At 70.4% G+C, this 15,319-nt stretch carries 16 protein-coding genes, 1 tRNA gene and 1 pseudogene; 7 read left to right on the forward strand and 11 right to left on the reverse strand.

Annotated features, from left to right (window positions below; genetic code table 11):
• The first annotated feature begins 30 nt into the window (after window positions 1-30).
• From QK440_RS23630 to QK440_RS23645, 4 genes and pseudogenes are all read left to right on the forward strand, one after another.
• Window positions 31-249, forward strand: a complete 219-nt coding sequence (locus QK440_RS23630; protein WP_282795190.1) for a hypothetical protein — start codon at window positions 31-33, stop codon at window positions 247-249.
• A gap of 2 nt (window positions 250-251) precedes the next feature.
• Window positions 252-866 (forward strand): annotated as a pseudogene (locus QK440_RS23635) (N-acetylmuramoyl-L-alanine amidase); the annotation flags it as partial.
• A gap of 107 nt (window positions 867-973) precedes the next feature.
• Window positions 974-1,204: a holin gene (locus tag QK440_RS23640; protein ID WP_282795191.1), complete on the forward strand. Its 231-nt coding sequence runs from the start codon at window positions 974-976 to the stop codon at window positions 1,202-1,204.
• Window positions 1,205-1,262: 58 nt separating this feature from the next.
• Window positions 1,263-1,460 (forward strand): hypothetical protein, encoded by a 198-nt coding sequence (locus QK440_RS23645; RefSeq protein ID WP_282795205.1) that lies wholly within the window; start codon window positions 1,263-1,265, stop codon window positions 1,458-1,460.
• A gap of 52 nt (window positions 1,461-1,512) precedes the next feature.
• On the opposite strand, the gene QK440_RS23650 is transcribed toward QK440_RS23645, so the two are convergent.
• The 3 genes from QK440_RS23650 to QK440_RS23660 are packed head-to-tail and all read right to left on the reverse strand — an operon-like array spanning window position 1,513 to window position 3,115.
• Window positions 1,513-2,367 carry a helix-turn-helix transcriptional regulator gene (locus tag QK440_RS23650; protein ID WP_282795192.1) on the reverse strand — a complete coding sequence of 285 codons (855 nt, stop codon included), beginning with the start codon at window positions 2,365-2,367 and terminating at the stop codon, window positions 1,513-1,515.
• A gap of 6 nt (window positions 2,368-2,373) precedes the next feature.
• The gene (locus tag QK440_RS23655) at window positions 2,374-2,889 is read right to left on the reverse strand and encodes a DUF6879 family protein (RefSeq protein ID WP_282795193.1); all 516 of its coding nucleotides are present in this window, start codon (window positions 2,887-2,889) and stop codon (window positions 2,374-2,376) included.
• On the reverse strand, window positions 2,864-3,115 hold the full coding sequence (locus tag QK440_RS23660) for a hypothetical protein (RefSeq protein ID WP_282795194.1): 252 nt from the start codon (window positions 3,113-3,115) through the stop codon (window positions 2,864-2,866). The genes QK440_RS23655 and QK440_RS23660 overlap by 26 nt, the downstream gene beginning before the upstream one ends.
• Window positions 3,116-3,345: 230 nt before the next feature.
• Between QK440_RS23660 and QK440_RS23665 the strand changes: the two genes are divergently transcribed.
• The 3 genes from QK440_RS23665 to QK440_RS23675 are packed head-to-tail and all read left to right on the forward strand — an operon-like array spanning window position 3,346 to window position 4,513.
• Complete coding sequence (locus QK440_RS23665) at window positions 3,346-3,804, forward strand: hypothetical protein (protein ID WP_282795195.1); 459 nt, start codon at window positions 3,346-3,348, stop codon at window positions 3,802-3,804.
• On the forward strand, window positions 3,801-4,010 hold the full coding sequence (locus QK440_RS23670) for a hypothetical protein (RefSeq protein ID WP_282795196.1): 210 nt from the start codon (window positions 3,801-3,803) through the stop codon (window positions 4,008-4,010). The genes QK440_RS23665 and QK440_RS23670 overlap by 4 nt, the downstream gene beginning before the upstream one ends.
• On the forward strand, window positions 4,007-4,513 hold the full coding sequence (locus tag QK440_RS23675; RefSeq protein WP_282795197.1) for a hypothetical protein: 507 nt from the start codon (window positions 4,007-4,009) through the stop codon (window positions 4,511-4,513). Before QK440_RS23670 ends, QK440_RS23675 begins: the two co-directional genes overlap by 4 nt.
• Here the strand turns inward: QK440_RS23675 and QK440_RS23680 are convergent.
• The 8 genes from QK440_RS23680 to recF form a co-directional block, all read right to left on the reverse strand.
• Window positions 4,506-4,925: a hypothetical protein gene (locus tag QK440_RS23680; RefSeq protein ID WP_282795206.1), complete on the reverse strand. Its 420-nt coding sequence runs from the start codon at window positions 4,923-4,925 to the stop codon at window positions 4,506-4,508. The two genes, QK440_RS23675 and QK440_RS23680, sit on opposite strands and share 8 nt — an antisense overlap.
• 358 nt (window positions 4,926-5,283) lie before the next feature.
• A complete protein-coding gene (locus QK440_RS23685; protein ID WP_282795198.1) occupies window positions 5,284-6,258 on the reverse strand; it encodes a hypothetical protein in 975 nt (324 codons plus the stop codon).
• Between the two features lie 630 nt (window positions 6,259-6,888).
• Window positions 6,889-6,962, reverse strand: a tRNA-Ile gene (locus tag QK440_RS23690).
• Window positions 6,963-7,320: 358 nt separating this feature from the next.
• Window positions 7,321-8,202: a DUF3566 domain-containing protein gene (locus QK440_RS23695; RefSeq protein ID WP_282795199.1), complete on the reverse strand. Its 882-nt coding sequence runs from the start codon at window positions 8,200-8,202 to the stop codon at window positions 7,321-7,323.
• A gap of 135 nt (window positions 8,203-8,337) precedes the next feature.
• Window positions 8,338-10,923, reverse strand: a complete 2,586-nt coding sequence (gene gyrA / locus QK440_RS23700) for a DNA gyrase subunit A (RefSeq protein ID WP_282795200.1) — start codon at window positions 10,921-10,923, stop codon at window positions 8,338-8,340.
• 56 nt (window positions 10,924-10,979) lie between these two features.
• A complete protein-coding gene (gene gyrB, locus QK440_RS23705) occupies window positions 10,980-13,073 on the reverse strand; it encodes a DNA topoisomerase (ATP-hydrolyzing) subunit B (protein WP_282795201.1) in 2,094 nt (697 codons plus the stop codon).
• Window positions 13,074-13,358: 285 nt separating this feature from the next.
• Window positions 13,359-13,910 carry a DciA family protein gene (locus QK440_RS23710; protein WP_282795202.1) on the reverse strand — a complete coding sequence of 184 codons (552 nt, stop codon included), beginning with the start codon at window positions 13,908-13,910 and terminating at the stop codon, window positions 13,359-13,361.
• A complete protein-coding gene (recF, locus tag QK440_RS23715; RefSeq protein WP_282795203.1) occupies window positions 13,907-15,031 on the reverse strand; it encodes a DNA replication/repair protein RecF in 1,125 nt (374 codons plus the stop codon). Before recF ends, QK440_RS23710 begins: the two co-directional genes overlap by 4 nt.
• Window positions 15,032-15,319 lie beyond the last annotated feature (288 nt).

Below are 15,319 nucleotides of genomic sequence, written 5' to 3' on the forward strand. Positions count from 1 at the left end.
CCGGGGCCTTTCTCATGTCTGGAGGCCCTCATGGCCGATCTCCACCCCGCCGCGCGCCATGTGCTGCGGTACTTCGACACCACCCACCTCCCCCCGCCGTTGGCGGAAGTCGCCGGCCTCTTCGAGGACCTGGCCGCCGAGCTGGCCCGCCGCAGCCTGGACGGGCCGGAGCTGACCGTGGCGCTCCGCAAGCTCCTGGAGGCCAAGGACGCGGCCGTGCGTGCCGCCCTCCCCGCGAAGGAGGCCTGACGATGGCCCAGCCACCGTCCGCCGCCCGCTTCCTCGATGCCCTGCGCGATGAGGGCCTGACCGTGGTGGAAGTCGGCAACTGGCGCACCCACAACCGCAACCACAAGGGACTCTGGGGGCCCGTGCACGGCGTCCTGGTCCATCACACCGTCACCCGCCGGCCGACCGACCCCGTCGCCCTCTGCCGCACCGGCTACGCCACTCTGCCCGGCCCGCTCTGCCACGGCGTGATCACCAAGGACGGGCGTGTCCACCTCGTTGGCTACGGCCGTACCAACCACGCGGGCGGCGGGGACCCGAAGGTCCTGGACCGCGTCATCGCCGAGGACTACGGCACCCGCCCACCGGCCCCCACCCGCGGCAACGCGAACGGCTTGGACGGCAACGCGCGCTTCTACGGCTTCGAGTGCGAGAACGCCGGCGACGGACGCGACCCCTGGACAGACGCACAGCTCGACGCGATCGAGCGCGCCACCGCGGCGGTGTGCCGCATCCACAACTGGGGAGCGAAGTCGGTCATCGGGCACCTGGAGTGGTCCGCCGACAAGATCGACCCCAAGGGCTTCACCATGCCCGCCATGCGGGCCCGCGTCGCCGAACGCCTGAAGCACCCCGCGGGCTGGACCCCGGGCAAGCCGGACACCCCCAAGCCGAAGCCTCCGACCGTGGAGGAGCGGCTGGCCACCCTGGAGAAGCGCGTCACCGCGCTGGAGAAGAGGCCCTCGTGAACACCGCCGCATTCTGGAAGGCGACCGCTGAACGCGTCGTGCGCACCTTCGCCCAGGCCCTCCTCGCCGTCCTCGGCGCGGGGAGCTTCGGCATCCTCGACGCGCCCTGGACGGCCGCGCTCAGCACTGCCGGCCTCGCCGCCGTCCTGGCGCTCCTGACCGCGGTTGCGACGAGCGGCGGCGCCGAGGGGCCGGGGGTTCTGGAGACGGTGCGGAGGCGGGAGTGACGTGACGCTGCCGGAGTCGCGTGACGTCGCGCTGGAGCTGTCCGAGCTGCGGCGGACGATGGAGGTTGGGTTCGCCGAGCAGCGCGGGCAGCTCGCGCTCCTGGTGCAGCGCGGCGACCAGACGGACAAGACGCTGGACGAGCACGAGCGGCGCCTGGACGCGCTGGAGCGCGGCCGGTGGCCGCTGCCGACGATCGCCGCGCTGGCCGGGGTGATCGGTGCCGGGTCGGGTCTGTTCGCTCTGCTGGCCCGCTAAAACGCTTCCCCCCTCCCGCCTTCGGGCGGGAGGGGGCCTTCGGCCTGCCTGGTCAGTGCAGGGCCTCGATGGCCCGCAAGATCAGGGCGCGCGCCTCTGCCCCATGAACGGCCAGATCGAAGAGCCGCGCGAACGCCCGCAGATAGATGTCCATCTCGCCCGGTGCCGTGACAGTGACCTTCGCGGCGAGCAGTTCCACGTGGATACGCGCGTCATCGAAGATCGTGAACTGTTCCAGCGGCCACATGACCTGTTCCCGTGGTGCCGTGGTGGGGATGACCCCCAGGGACACGGAGGGCAACGCCATCGCAGCGAGCAGCGCCCCGAGCTGGCCCGCCATCACGTCCGTGTCCCCGACGCGGTGGTGCAGGACGTGCTCCTCAATGAGGGTCGCGAACCGGTGATCTCCCTCGTGCAGTAGCCGCGCGCGCTCCATGCGTGCCTTCACGGCCTCGCTCACGTCGTCGGGGGTGCCGCGGAAGGCCGCGATGGTGCCCATGAGGGCTGTGGCGTAGCCAGGGGTCTGAAGGTAGCCGGGCACCACGTGGGAGGCGTACACCCGGAAGTGGCGGGTGCGCTCGTACCGCGCGGTCGAAGCCTCCTGCAACTGCTTCATGCCCCTGCGCTGGAGGCGCTTCCACTGAACGTACATGGAGTCGGCCTGGCGGTTGGCCGCGATCAGGTCCGCGGCCTGGTCGACGGCGTCGCAGGCCGTGCACCAGGCCTGGACGTCTGCGTCCGACGGGGCGGTGACGGCGTTCTCGATGCGGGACGACTTGGCCACCGACCAGCCGCAGCGTCGGGCGAGTTCCCTGCCGGTGATCCCCGCGTCCAGGCGCAGCTCCCGCAGGCGGCCCGCGAGAGCTGCGCGCGCTTCCTGCGCGCTGGACGTCGGGAAGGGCGGCATCGGCGGTTACTTGACCTCGTACTGGTCGTGCGGCACGGCTCGCTCCCAGACCCGTTCGAACGCGGCTGCGTGCTGGCCGACCACGGCGGGCTCGTCGCGCAGCTCCTTGGTGATCCACTCGCCGTCGCCCGAGAAGTGGTGGACGCGCATCAGCCGCTCGTCGAAGATCCACAGATCGGTGCCGGGGAGCAGCATGTCCCACGTGCGGTGGCGGGGCAGCCAGCGGACCTGCTCGCCCGCCTCGATGTTGGCGCGGGTCTGGTAGTGCTCCCACCGGATGTACGCGCTGACCGGCTCTGAGATGATTCGGGCCCGGCGCACCTGGACGCCGCGGGCGACAGCATCCGCGACGCTCTGATGATAGGGCCGCCACCACGAGGCGCGGTCAGACCAGTCGACTCGGCGGCCTTCCTGCCAAGCCTCGAAGCGAGGGTTGCTGTAGTAGGCATCCCGCATCTCCAGGTGGACGGCCGACTTCGTGGTGCCGACGAGAAGTTCAGCGAACTCCGGGATCAAGCTCATCGCACGCCTTCCTGATGATCGAGACCATACGGGCCGGGACCCTGATGATCCCCTCGCCGGGTGGGATCGGGACCCGCGCAGGCGACAGGGCCTCGCACTGGGTGACCGTCCTCTCGTCGGCCTCGTACCCCTGGATCAGCAGGTCTGACGTCGCACTGTCGACCCATACCGTTGGGCATCCGTCCTCATCCGTTTCAGGGTCGATACCGACGAAGTGAATGGTCATGGTGCCCCGCTTTCCGCGCTACTCGGTTGCAGAGATTTGCACCACGTTCATCCCCACGCGTCGTGCGGTCAAGGGGGCGTGCACCCGCACCTCATGAGCCTCAACACGCCTGTAATTCGGTGCAACTTCGTGGCGCTGGCTCCACGTCAGTTTCTAGCGTCGGTAGTTACGACAAGACCCCGGCGACCGCTGTCACGGCCCCGGGGCGTGGCCGACTGAATGGAGTCGACATGGGCGAGAGTACGGCAACCGCGGGCGCTGTCACCTGGCTCACGGGAGCGCGTGCCGACGTGCGCAGAGCGCTCGCCGCCTGGGACCGCGGAGACCTCGCGCCGGTCCCCGCCGGGGTGGCCTGGGACGTGGTGCGCATGCCGCAGCGCGTCGGCTGGCGCACTGTCCACCGTCTGCGCGCCGACGGCGCTCTGCTCGGGCCCGTGCTGCACACCGTGACCCACGTCGAGGCCCTCGTGCCCGCGGACACGGCGCGGTCCTGGTACGCCCCGCAGACCACGACGCTCGCCCGCGGTGACTTCGTCTCCGCCCCGGACCCGGCCGTCGTCGCCCCGCTCACCGCCCGCACCCGCTCCTGGATCGTGGCCCCGACGGCGCCCCTGTTCCTCACGGATCCCGACGAGCTGCGCGCCGCCTACCTGGCCGCGCACGAGGTGATGAAGGGGGTGGGGACGTGATCACCCGTGACCAGTCCCCGCTGGAGCGGCGCGCCGAAGCCGCCTACCTGATCTACATGGAGCACCTGCGGACCTGCCCCCGCTGCGGCACGGGCTGGACCAAGGAACGGTGCCGCGGCGCCGCCTACCTGCGCGACGATCTACGCCGAGCCCGGGCAGCCGTGCTGCGGTACGAGCCACACCCGCGACAGCCGAGGCGCCGGTGAATTCCCCAGACGTCGTCGCACGCCTGCTCCTGGCGACCGTGGAGCACGGGCCCGCGCTCACCGTTCCACAGGCCCAGGGCAACGCCTGCATCTGGTGCCCGACGACGCTGCACACCGGCAAGGGCATCAGCCTCGGCGGCGACGCCTACTGGTGCCCACACGCCTGCCCGCCCTGCCACGCCGCCCGCACCCAAGTCATCGCCACGTATGCCGACTGGAACGACCACCTCCTCACCTGCACCACGTGCCTCCAGGGCGCCCCCTGCGACTCCGCGCGGACACTACGCGAGGCACACGTCCAAGCGCGGACCGCCGTCGGCCGACCGTCGGTCTGGTGCATGAACTGCCTGACGATCATGCGACCGGGCGCGGTGTGGGAGCCACACCTCTGGCAGAGCCGCCGCGGCCCCGAACTCGACTACCGGCACACCGGCTCGTGCTCACCCAGGTCTCGTCCGAGCGAGCATGAAGCTTCGTCGGCCGAGCCGGACGGCATCAGGTGATGACAATGTCGGCCATGCTGGCGAGGGCACTTCGGAGTCGGCGGATCGCCTCTTCGGCATCCGTGTACTGCTGGAGGGTTGGCGAGACGGCGCCGAAGGTGGGGCCGTCTTCGGCTGACAAGGCGCGCCAGTGCAAGACTGGCGTGAGGGCAGTGGCTGCCGCGCCAAGGAACCAGGCTAGGCGTCCGTGGACGTGGGCGAGAGCGATAGCCACAGCAGCGAGCGCTTCTCGAAGGTGTTCCAGCCGATCGACGGCGGGCAGGGACTGCTGGGACTGCGGGGTGCCCACGGCGGCTTCCAACTCGGTGGCGGCCTTCGCCACGACGAGACGCTCGGCGGGGGTCAGTACCCACACCTGATCGCGGATCAATCGTTCGGCTTCCAGCGCCACGTCTTCAATGGCCCTCTGCATGTCCACGCTGGTCATCCTGTTTCTGCCCTGCCCGAGCGAGTTCGGGTATTGACGAGGACCGCGGAGTCGGTGTGATGTGCGTCCGCCGCCTCCGCTGCGCTCAGCCATCCGGTTGAGCGCGCCCGCCCCGTCCCCCGTATGGGGGGCGGGGCGGTTTACTGTGCGCGCAGACGCCCCCTGCCGCGTGATTCGGCAGGGGGCGCTCTTCCGGCCAGCGTGCCTTCCGAGCTTGCTGACCGGGCTCGCCTGGGGTAGTGCGTCAGGCCGACGGAATGGCCACGTCGGCCTCCCCACCAGGCACTGTACCCAGCGCAGGGGCCGATCTATAGCACGCGCACTACATCAACACGTGTGGGTGTCAGGGAAGTTCGCGTTCCGGCGTTCGCCCCCACCAGGTCATCACCTGGTAGATGGACATCATCCCCAGCGCCTCGCGCAGGTCCGCGAGCGCCTTGTGCACGCTGCGCTCCGCCAGCCCCAACCTCGGGCCCACCTGGGACTGCGAGGCGCCGGCCTCCAGCTCGCGCAGAATCCGGCGCTGGAGCTGGGTGCTCGTGGCGTCGCTGGCTGCGGGGGCGAGGTCCTGCCAGCGGGTCGCCTGCCACCAGAACATGTCGTAGACGGATCTCGCCCACGCGACGATCGCACGGTCGGTGACGTGCCAGCCCGCGTCCGGCTCGCTGTGCTCCCCGCTCAGGACGTTGTCGATGAACAGGTGGGCGCCGTCGACGATGACCATGCGGGGCATCCGGGCCGCGGTGACGCGCGCCTCGCCTCCGGCCTCCAGGAGTTCGGCGACGTACTCCGCGGTGGCTTCGTCCTTGAGGGCGGCGCTGTTGTACAGGGCCCGGTGGACCACGCCGTGGCTGACCGCGGCCCTGCCCCGCTGGCGTCCCATCTGCCGCACCGAGGGGTCCCGTTCTTCGGGCGGAGCGGGCTGCGCCGTGCACAGCTCCCGTGTAGCCGCCTTCAGGATCTCGCCTATGCGGGTGTTCATCTCGTCGCCGGTCGGCAGGAACTCGGAGCCGGGCCCGCTGTACATGCGGTGTGGCTCGAAGTGCGCGGCGAGCTGCTCCAGCGCGGGGAGGAGGGCGAGCCGCTGCACCGTACGGCTGAGCATCTCGTGCTCGGCGGTGAGGAGGCGGCGTACGGCGGCGCGCGGGTCGCAGGCGATGTAGCCCTCGGGGCTGTCCTCGATCAGGCCGAGGTTGAGGAGGCGGTGCGGTGTCCACCGTCGGGGCGGGGTTGCTCCGGCGGAGATCGCCGCGTAGGCCTCAAGATCCTTCTGTGTCAGGCCCAGCTCGGCCAGGGCTCTGATTGTTTCGTCGTCCACCCAGCTACCCCTTGTTCGTTCACAGTGCAACTTCCCGCAGATGCAGGTTTTCCCGCGCGCGCCCCCCTTGGGCTGGGGTCAGGATCATGTCAGCCTACGGTGGTGACAGGGGGGACGGAACGTTCCTCCTGAATCCTCACGGTCATCACGGAGGTGCCACATGTTCAGGGTCCGTTCGCTCTGCGCGGCTGTTCTGCTGGCCGTCGCGGCGTCCGTGGGTTTCAGCGCGACGGCGTCGGCGTCTCCGGCCGTGGCGAGCGCGGCCGAGGATGTCGTCCAGGAGCCGCCGGCGCCCGCGCCGGTGCCTGCTCCGCTGGGTGACCCTGGCTGGGGGTGACACAGACCCCGGTTGGATGCCCGGCAGAGTGCTGCCCGCGGCTGGGTGCTCGGGAGGCCCCGGTTCGTCGGCCAGTTGCTCGGGAGGGCTCCAGTCGGATGCCAGCGGCCCCCTACCGATCGACGCGGTAGGGGGCCGTGGTGTTGTCAGGGTAGAGGCGGCGCGCCTCATTCCGCACCAACAGGTTCCTGCTACTGCTTTTGGACGGATTCTGGATTATCAAGATCGTCACATGTAGAAGCCCGGTAGATCCTGGGGATCTACCGGGCTTCTGACCTGGCCTTGGGCCGCTGTGGGGCTAACTGGATTTGAACCAGTGACCTCATCCTTATCAGGGATGCGCTCTAACCAACTGAGCTATAGCCCCGCCGCGCTCTGCGGGGTTGTCCCGCGCGCTGACCACTGAAGATTAGCGCACGTGGCGGCCAGTCCCAAAATCGATGGCCCCTGGGCCCCTGGGCCCGGGGAGTCTCGCCGCCCCGCTCCCGCTCGGCGCCCTCCTTCCGGGCATGCTCCCGGGCTCTGCCGGGGCTCAGGGGCTCAGGGGCTCAGGGGCTCAGGGGCTCAGGGGCTCAGGGGCTCAGGGGCTCAGGATGCTCCCCCCGGGCGCACCCGGGTCCCCGCGCGCCGCCGCCCGTCCGTACACGCCGAAGGGCCCCTGCCGTCGGTCCGGAGTACGGACGACGGCAGGGGCCCTGTGGCGCGGGTGCGGGCCGGGGACGGTGTTACTCGTCCTCGGCCAGTGTCAGCTCCACGCCGCCCACGAAACCGGCGGAGAGGTTGTAGATGAACGCGCCGAGGGTCGCGAGCGCCGTGGCGAGGACCACGTCGATGACCGCGATGATCGTGGTGAACGTCAGCACGCGGGGCAGCGACAGGAACGCCTGGAGGTCGAAGCCGTTGGACTCGTTCGAGCCCGTGGCCTCCGAGATCGTGCCGCCGACGGTGGAGAAGACGCCCATCGCGTCCATGACCATCCACAGCACCGCCGCCGCGACGATCGTGCAGATGCCCAGCGCGATGGAGAGCAGGAAGCTGACCTTCATCACCGACCACGGATCGGCCTTGGCGACCCGAAGCCTGGCCTTGCGCGTGCGCGGGGTCGTGCGCGCCCCCGTACGCGGGCGGCGGACCGCCCCGGCCGGAGCCGCCTGGTAGGCCTGCGGCGGGTGGTACGGCTGCGCGCCCTGCTGCTGGGACGGGCGCTCGGTGGGCAGCGCGCTGGCGGCGGCGTCACCGCTTCCCCGGGTCTCGCCCGCGCCGAGCGCGTCACCGCCGCCGAGGACATTACCGCCGCCGAGCAGGTCGTCCTTGGCCAGGACGTCGTCGCCGAGCGGGTCCGCCTTGCCGAGCGCGTCGCCCTTGCCCAGCGCGTCGCCCTTGGTCCGGGCGCCTGCCTTGCCCCGCGTCTCACTCTTGCTCCGTGCGTCGGCCTTGCCGCGCGCGTCGCTCTTCTTGCGTGCGTCGCGCTTGCCGCGCGCGTCGCCGCCACCTCGCGTACCACCGGCTTCACGTACGTCACCGGCGCCGCCCGCGCGGCCGGTCGTACCGTCCGCACCGTCCGTCGCCTCGGACGTCTGCGTCCCTCGGCCTCGGGTGTCCGTCACAGTCCCCCCCTGGGATCCATGAGACTCGTGGGAGTCCGCATCAGTGGCGGAGCCACGGGCACCGTCCGTGCCGCTCGCACTTGCCTCAGCGGCTCCGGCGCCCGTGGCTCCACTCACGATGACTCACTCCTCGCGCTACTCGGCCGGGGACTCCGTGCCCTCGTCCGTACCGGCGGCCGGAGTGCCGTCGGACGATTCGTCGACTCCGTCGACTTCCTCGGCCTCGCGCCCGGCCTCGGCGTTACGTGCGATGCCGACGACGGCATCGCGCTTGCCCAGGTTGATCAGTTGGACGCCCATGGTGTCACGGCCCGTCTCCCTGACCTCGTTGACTCGCGTGCGAATCACACCGCCGGACAGGGTGATGGCGAGGATCTCGTCGGTCTCCTCGACCACCAGCGCGCCGACCAGCTCACCACGGTCCTCGACGATCTTGGCAGCCTTGATGCCGAGACCGCCACGGCCCTGGACGCGGTACTCGTCGACGGCGGTCCGCTTCGCGTACCCGCCGTCCGTTGCGGTGAACACGAACGTACCGGGCCGGACCACATTCATCGAGAGGAGCTGGTCGCCGTCGCGGAAGCTCATTCCCTTGACGCCCGAGGTCGCGCGGCCCATCGGGCGCAGCGCGTCGTCCGTCGCCGTGAACCGGATGGACTGCGCCTTCTTGCTGATCAGCAGCAGGTCGTCCGCGGCCGAGACCAGCTCGGCGCCGATCAGCTCGTCGTCCGAACCGTCGTCCGTCTCGCGCAGGTTAATGGCGATGACGCCGCCGGAGCGGGGCGAATCGTAATCCTTCAGAGGCGTCTTCTTGACCAAACCGCCCTTGGTGGCGAGGACCAGGTAGGGCGCCGCCTCGTAGTCACGGATCGCGAGGATCTCGGCGATCGCCTCGTCCGGCTGGAAGGCGAGCAGGTTCGCCACGTGCTGGCCGCGGGCGTCGCGGCCGGCGTCCGGGAGCTCGTACGCCTTGGCGCGGTAGACACGGCCCTTGTTGGTGAAGAACAGCAGCCAGTGGTGCGTCGTGGACACGAAGAAGTGGTCGACGATGTCGTCTTCCTTGAGCTTCGTGCCGCGGACGCCCTTGCCGCCGCGCTTCTGGGAGCGGTAGTCGTCCGTCTTGGTCCGCTTGACGTAGCCGCCGCGGCTGATCGTGACGACGATGTCCTCCTCGGCGATCAGGTCCTCGATGGACATGTCGCCGTCGAACGGCACCAGCTTGGAGCGGCGGTCGTCGCCGTACTTCTCGACGAGCGCGGTGAGTTCCTCGCTGACGATCGCGCGCTGCTTGGCGGGCGAGGCGAGGATCGTGTTGTACTCGTCGATCTTCTGCTGGAGCTCGGCGTGCTCCTGCAGGATCTTCTGGCGCTCCAGGGCGGCCAGGCGGCGGAGCTGCATCTCCAGGATGGCGTTCGCCTGGATCTCGTCGATCTCCAGGAGGCCCATCAGGCCCTCGCGGGCGACCTCGACGGTGTCGCTGCGCCGGATGAGCGCGATGACCTCGTCGATGGCGTCCAGGGCCTTCAGCAGGCCGCGCAGGATGTGGGCGCGCTCCTCGGCCTTGCGCAGCCGGAACTTCGTGCGCCGGACGATGACCTCGATCTGGTGGGTCACCCAGTGGCGGATGAACGCGTCCAGGGAGAGGGTGCGCGGGACGCCGTCGACGAGCGCCAGCATGTTGGCGCCGAAGTTCGTCTGCAGGTCCGTGTGCTTGTAGAGGTTGTTCAGGACGACCTTGGCGACCGCGTCCCGCTTCAGGACGATGACCAGGCGCTGGCCCGTACGGGACGAGGTCTCGTCGCGGACGTCCGCGATGCCGCCGACCCTGCCGTCCTTCACCAGGTCGGCGATCTTCTGCGCGAGGTTGTCCGGGTTGACCTGGTAGGGCAGCTCCGTGACCACCAGGCACTGGCGGTTCTGGATCTCCTCGACCTCGACGACCGCGCGCATCGTGATGGAGCCGCGGCCCGTGCGGTACGCCTCCTCGATGCCCTTGCGGCCCACCACGAGGGCGCCGGTCGGGAAGTCGGGGCCCTTGATGCGCTCGATCAGGGCGTCGAGGAGCTCCTCGTGCGTGGCCTCCGGGTGCTCCAGGGCCCACTGGGCGCCCGCGGCGACCTCGCGGAGGTTGTGCGGCGGGATGTTGGTCGCCATGCCGACCGCGATGCCCGCCGAGCCGTTGATCAGCAGGTTCGGGAAGCGGGACGGCAGGACCGTCGGCTCCTGGGAGCGGCCGTCGTAGTTGTCCGTGAAGTCGACGGTCTCCTCGTCGATGTCCCGGACCATCTCCATGGACAGCGGCGCCATCTTGCACTCGGTGTAGCGCATGGCGGCCGCGGGGTCATTGCCCGGGGAGCCGAAGTTGCCGTTCGAGTCCACCAGCGGCATGCGCATCGACCACGGCTGCGCGAGGCGGACCAGCGCGTCGTAGATCGAGGCGTCGCCGTGCGGGTGGTAGTTGCCCATGACGTCGCCGACGACGCGGGCGCACTTGTAGAAGCCCTTCTCGGGCCGGTAGCCGCCGTCGTACATCGCGTACAGGACGCGGCGGTGGACGGGCTTGAGGCCGTCGCGGACGTCCGGCAGCGCACGCGACACGATGACGGACATCGCGTAGTCGAGGTACGAGCGCTGCATCTCGGTCTCGAGCCCGACGGGCTCGATGCGCACCGTCTGACCCTCGCCGTCCTCAGGGGTGATGGGGTTGTTCTCGTCGGCCATGGCCGGTCAAGATCCTTTCGTACGTCAGTCAGCAGCCGTGGGGGTGCCTGACCGGCTCAGATGTCGAGGAAGCGGACGTCCTTGGCGTTGCGCTGGATGAACGAGCGGCGCGCCTCGACGTCCTCGCCCATGAGGACCGAGAAGAGGTCGTCGGCCTGGGCGGCGTCGTCCAGCGTGACCTGGCCGAGCACGCGGTGCTCGATGTCCATCGTGGTGATGCGCAGTTCCTCGGCGTTCATCTCGCCGAGGCCCTTGAAGCGCTGGACCGAGTCGTCCCGGATCCGCTTGCCGTGCTGGCGGCCGAGCTCGATCAGCGCGTCGCGCTCGCGGTCCGAGTACGCGTACTCGAAGTCGTCCTTGCCCCACTTGATCTTGTACAGCGGCGGACGGGAGAGGAAGACGTGGCCCGCCTCGACGAGCGGGCGCATGAAGCGGAAGAGGAACGTCAGGAGCAGCGTGTTGATGTGCTGGCCGTCGACGTCGGCGTCCGCCATCAGGATGATCTTGTGGTAGCGGAGCTTCTCGATGTCGAAGTCCTCGTGGACCCCGGTGCCGAAGGCCGAGATCAGCGCCTGGATCTCCTGGTTCTGCAGGATCTTGTCGACGCGGGCCTTCTCGACGTTCAGGATCTTGCCGCGGATCGGCAGGATGGCCTGGTACTCCGGGTTGCGGCCGGACTTGGCCGAGCCGCCGGCGGAGTCACCCTCGACGATGAAGATCTCGCACTTCGTCGGGTCGTTGGACTGGCAGTCCGAGAGCTTGCCCGGCAGGGACGCGGTCTCCAGCAGGCCCTTGCGGCGGGTGAGGTCGCGCGCCTTGCGGGCGGCCACGCGCGCGGTGGCGGCCTGGATGCCCTTGCGGATGATGTCCGCGGCCTCGTTGGGGTTGCGGTCGAACCAGTCCGTCAGGTGCTCGTGCACGACCTTCTGCACGAAGGTCTTCGCCTCGGTGTTGCCGAGCTTCGTCTTGGTCTGGCCCTCGAACTGCGGCTCGCCGAGCTTGACCGAGATGATCGCGGTCAGGCCCTCGCGGATGTCCTCGCCGGTGAGGTTGTCGTCCTTCTCGCGCAGCAGCTTCTTCTCGCGCGCGTAACGGTTCACCAGACCGGTCAGCGCGGCGCGGAAGCCCTCCTCGTGGGTGCCGCCCTCGTGCGTGTGGATCGTGTTGGCGAAGGAGTACACCCCCTCGGTGTACTGCGAGTTCCACTGCATCGCGATCTCCACCGAGAGCATGCGCTCCTTGTCCTCGGCTTCGATGTCGATGACGGTCGGGTGGACGACCTCGCCCTTGCGGGAGTTGAGGTACTTCACGAAGTCGACGATGCCGCCCTCGTAGTGGTACGTGACCGTGCGGGCCTCTTCGACGGTGTCGTCGGCGGCCTCGGCGGAGTCGGCGCCCGCCGTGGCCTTGGCCGACTCGCGCTCGTCGGTCAGCTTGATCGTCAGGCCCTTGTTGAGGAAGGCCATCTCCTGGAAGCGCCGCGACAGCGTCTCGAAGGAGTACTCGGTCGTCTCGAAGATGTCGCCGTCGGCCCAGAAGGTGACGGACGTGCCCGTCTCCGTGGTGGCCTCGTGCCGCTCCAGGGGCGCCGTGGGGGCGCCGCTCTTGTAGTCCTGCGTCCAGCGGTAGCCGTCGGTCCTGATCTCCACGGACAGCTTGGTGGAGAGCGCGTTCACCACGGAGACACCCACGCCGTGCAGACCACCGGAGACGGCGTACCCACCGCCGCCGAACTTGCCGCCCGCGTGCAGCACGGTCAGGACGACCTCGACGGCCGGCCTCTTCTCGACCGGGTGGATGCCCACCGGGATGCCGCGGCCGTTGTCGATGACGCGCACGCCGCCGTCCGCCAGGATGGTCACGTCGATGGTGTCCGCGTGCCCGGCCATGGCCTCGTCGACGGAGTTGTCGACGACTTCCTGGACCAGGTGGTGCAGACCGCGCTCACCGGTCGAGCCGATGTACATGCCGGGCCGCTTGCGGACCGCGTCCAGACCCTCGAGGACGGTGATGGCGCTGGCGTCGTACGATGCCGGGCCCTGGCCGGCGGCGGCCTCGGGAGGGACGGCGCCGTCGCCGGCGGCAGTGGACGGGATGTTCTCGTTGGGGTTGCCGGAATCGGCCACGAAGCGCCCTTTCTGGCACAGCACAAGCCAAGCTCCCGGCGCTGGCCGGAGCGGCTGCGGCGTGTTGCGTTGGTAAGCCTGGTTCAGCTCTTGCTCAGCTTCTCCCGCTGCTCCCCACGACTGGGGCGGGATTAGCCTCCAGTCTACCGGTAGCGCTGACAGTGATGGGGGTTTGCCGGTACCTGAGTCCGCATGTGCCGCCCTGAACCGGCCTCAGCCGACTCCCCATATGCGCCCCCGGCCTCCAAGAGGCTCACAGTGGCACTCAGCGCTTCGGGAGATCAACCCCGAGCTACTGGCCGGTTCTCCTCAGCCGTAGGTGTCGCCGGGGCCGGTGCTGCCGGGCGCGCGCAAGGGCCCGAAGCGGCGCGCGGGACCACCGGGGCCGAGGACCTTGAGGAGGCGTACGGTGCCGTGGCCCAGGTCCTCGTTCAGCCGTCCGACGAGCTGGGGGGCGAGGAGGCGCAGGTTCGTCGCCCAGGCCGTGGAGTCGCACTGGACGGTCAGGACGCGCTCGTTCTCGTCGTACCGCTGCGGTACGCAGTGCTTGGCCAGGTCCTCGCCGACGATCTGGGGCCAGCGGCCCATCACACCGCCGACGGCGGCCGGGGTCTCCCAGCCGCGCTCGGTGATCAGCCGGTTGATGGCGGAGCCGAGCGGCAGCGGGTCGCGGCCGTCGGCGCGCGCACCGGAGCGGAGCCCGCCGCGCCGGGCCTGCTTCTTCTGCCGGGTCGCGTCCCCGCGCGCGCGTGCCTGCTCCTTGGCGGCGCGCAGCGCGACGCGGGCCAGGTCGACGCCGGAGGGCTCGGCGGGCTCGGACCCGGGCCCGGGCGTGCGGGGGGTCTCAGGGGAGTCGGTCATACGCGCCGCACCTCGCCTCCGGAGACGGCGTAGCGGGCCCCGCTCAGCGCGCCCGGCACGTCGTCGTCCACGGCGGCGGTCACCAGGACCTGCTCGCCGGGGGCCACCAGTTCCGCGAGCCGCTCGCGGCGCCGCGCGTCCAGCTCGGCGAAGACGTCGTCGAGGACCAGGACCGGCTCGTTCCCCTCGGCCCGCAGCAGGTCGTACGAGGCGAGCCGCAGGGCCAGCGCGAACGACCACGACTCCCCGTGGGAGGCGTACCCCTTCGCGGGCAGCTGGCCGAGTCGGAGGAGCAGGTCGTCCCTGTGGGGTCCCACGAGGGTGACGCCCCGCTCGATCTCCTGCTTGCGGGCCTCGTCCAGCGCGGCGAGCAGTTGCTCGTACAGCTCCTCGCGCGCGTGGGCGACGATCCCGGGCGACGAGGGCTTGTAGTCGAGGCCGAGGGGGCCGCCGCCGGGGGCGAGCTGCTCGTACGCCTTGTCGGCGAGCGGCTGGAGCGCGGCGATCAGGTCCAGGCGCTGGGCGAGGAGCTCGGCGCCCGCGCGCGCGAGGTGCTGGTCCCACACGTCGAGGGTGGACAGGTCCATGGAGCGGCCGCCGTGGCGCCGGGCGAGGGCGGCGGACTTCAGGAGCGTGTTGCGCTGCTTCAGGACGCGGTCGTAGTCGGACCGGACGCCCGCCATCCGCGGGGAGCGGGCGGTGACCAGCTCGTCGAGGAACCGGCGCCGCTCGCCGGGGTCGCCCTTGACCAGGGCCAGGTCCTCGGGCGCGAACAGGACCGTGCGCACGATGCCCAGCACGTCGCGGGGCCTGACCTGGGAGGACCTGTTGATCCGGGCGCGGTTGGCCTTGCCCGGGTTCAGTTCGAGCTCGACGAGCTGCTGGCGCTCGCCCTGCCGGACGGCGGCGCGCACGACGGCCCGGTCGGCGCCCATGCGCACCAGGGGCGCGTCCGAGGAGACCCGGTGGCTGCCGAGCGTCGCGAGGTAGCCGACGGCCTCGACGAGGTTGGTCTTGCCCTGGCCGTTCGGGCCCACGAACGCGGTGACGCCCGGGTCGAGCGGAACCTCGACCTGGGCGTAGGAACGGAAGTCGGCCAGGGACAGGTGCGTGACGTGCATGGTGTGCGCCGACCTCCCCCGGCTGGCTTCCTGTGCTGCTGACGTGCTGCGGACGTACCGCGGTCCGCACTGCGGTCCGCGCCGCGGGCCGTGCGCCCGCCGTGGCCGGGCCCGACCGCGCGGCGCGGCGGGCGCACGCGGTCCGGCCGGTCCCGCGCCGGCCCGCCGCTGTCCCCACAGGCTGTGGACGACGGGCCGCGCGGGCTGTGGATCAGTGCTCGCTCTTGGACTCGACCGCGTGGCCGCCGAACTGGTTGCGCAGCGCGGCGATCATCTTCATCTGCGGCG

Source organism: Streptomyces sp. CC224B (assembly GCF_030010595.1).
In the GTDB taxonomy this organism is placed as follows: Bacteria; Actinomycetota; Actinomycetes; order Streptomycetales; family Streptomycetaceae; genus Streptomyces; species Streptomyces longispororuber.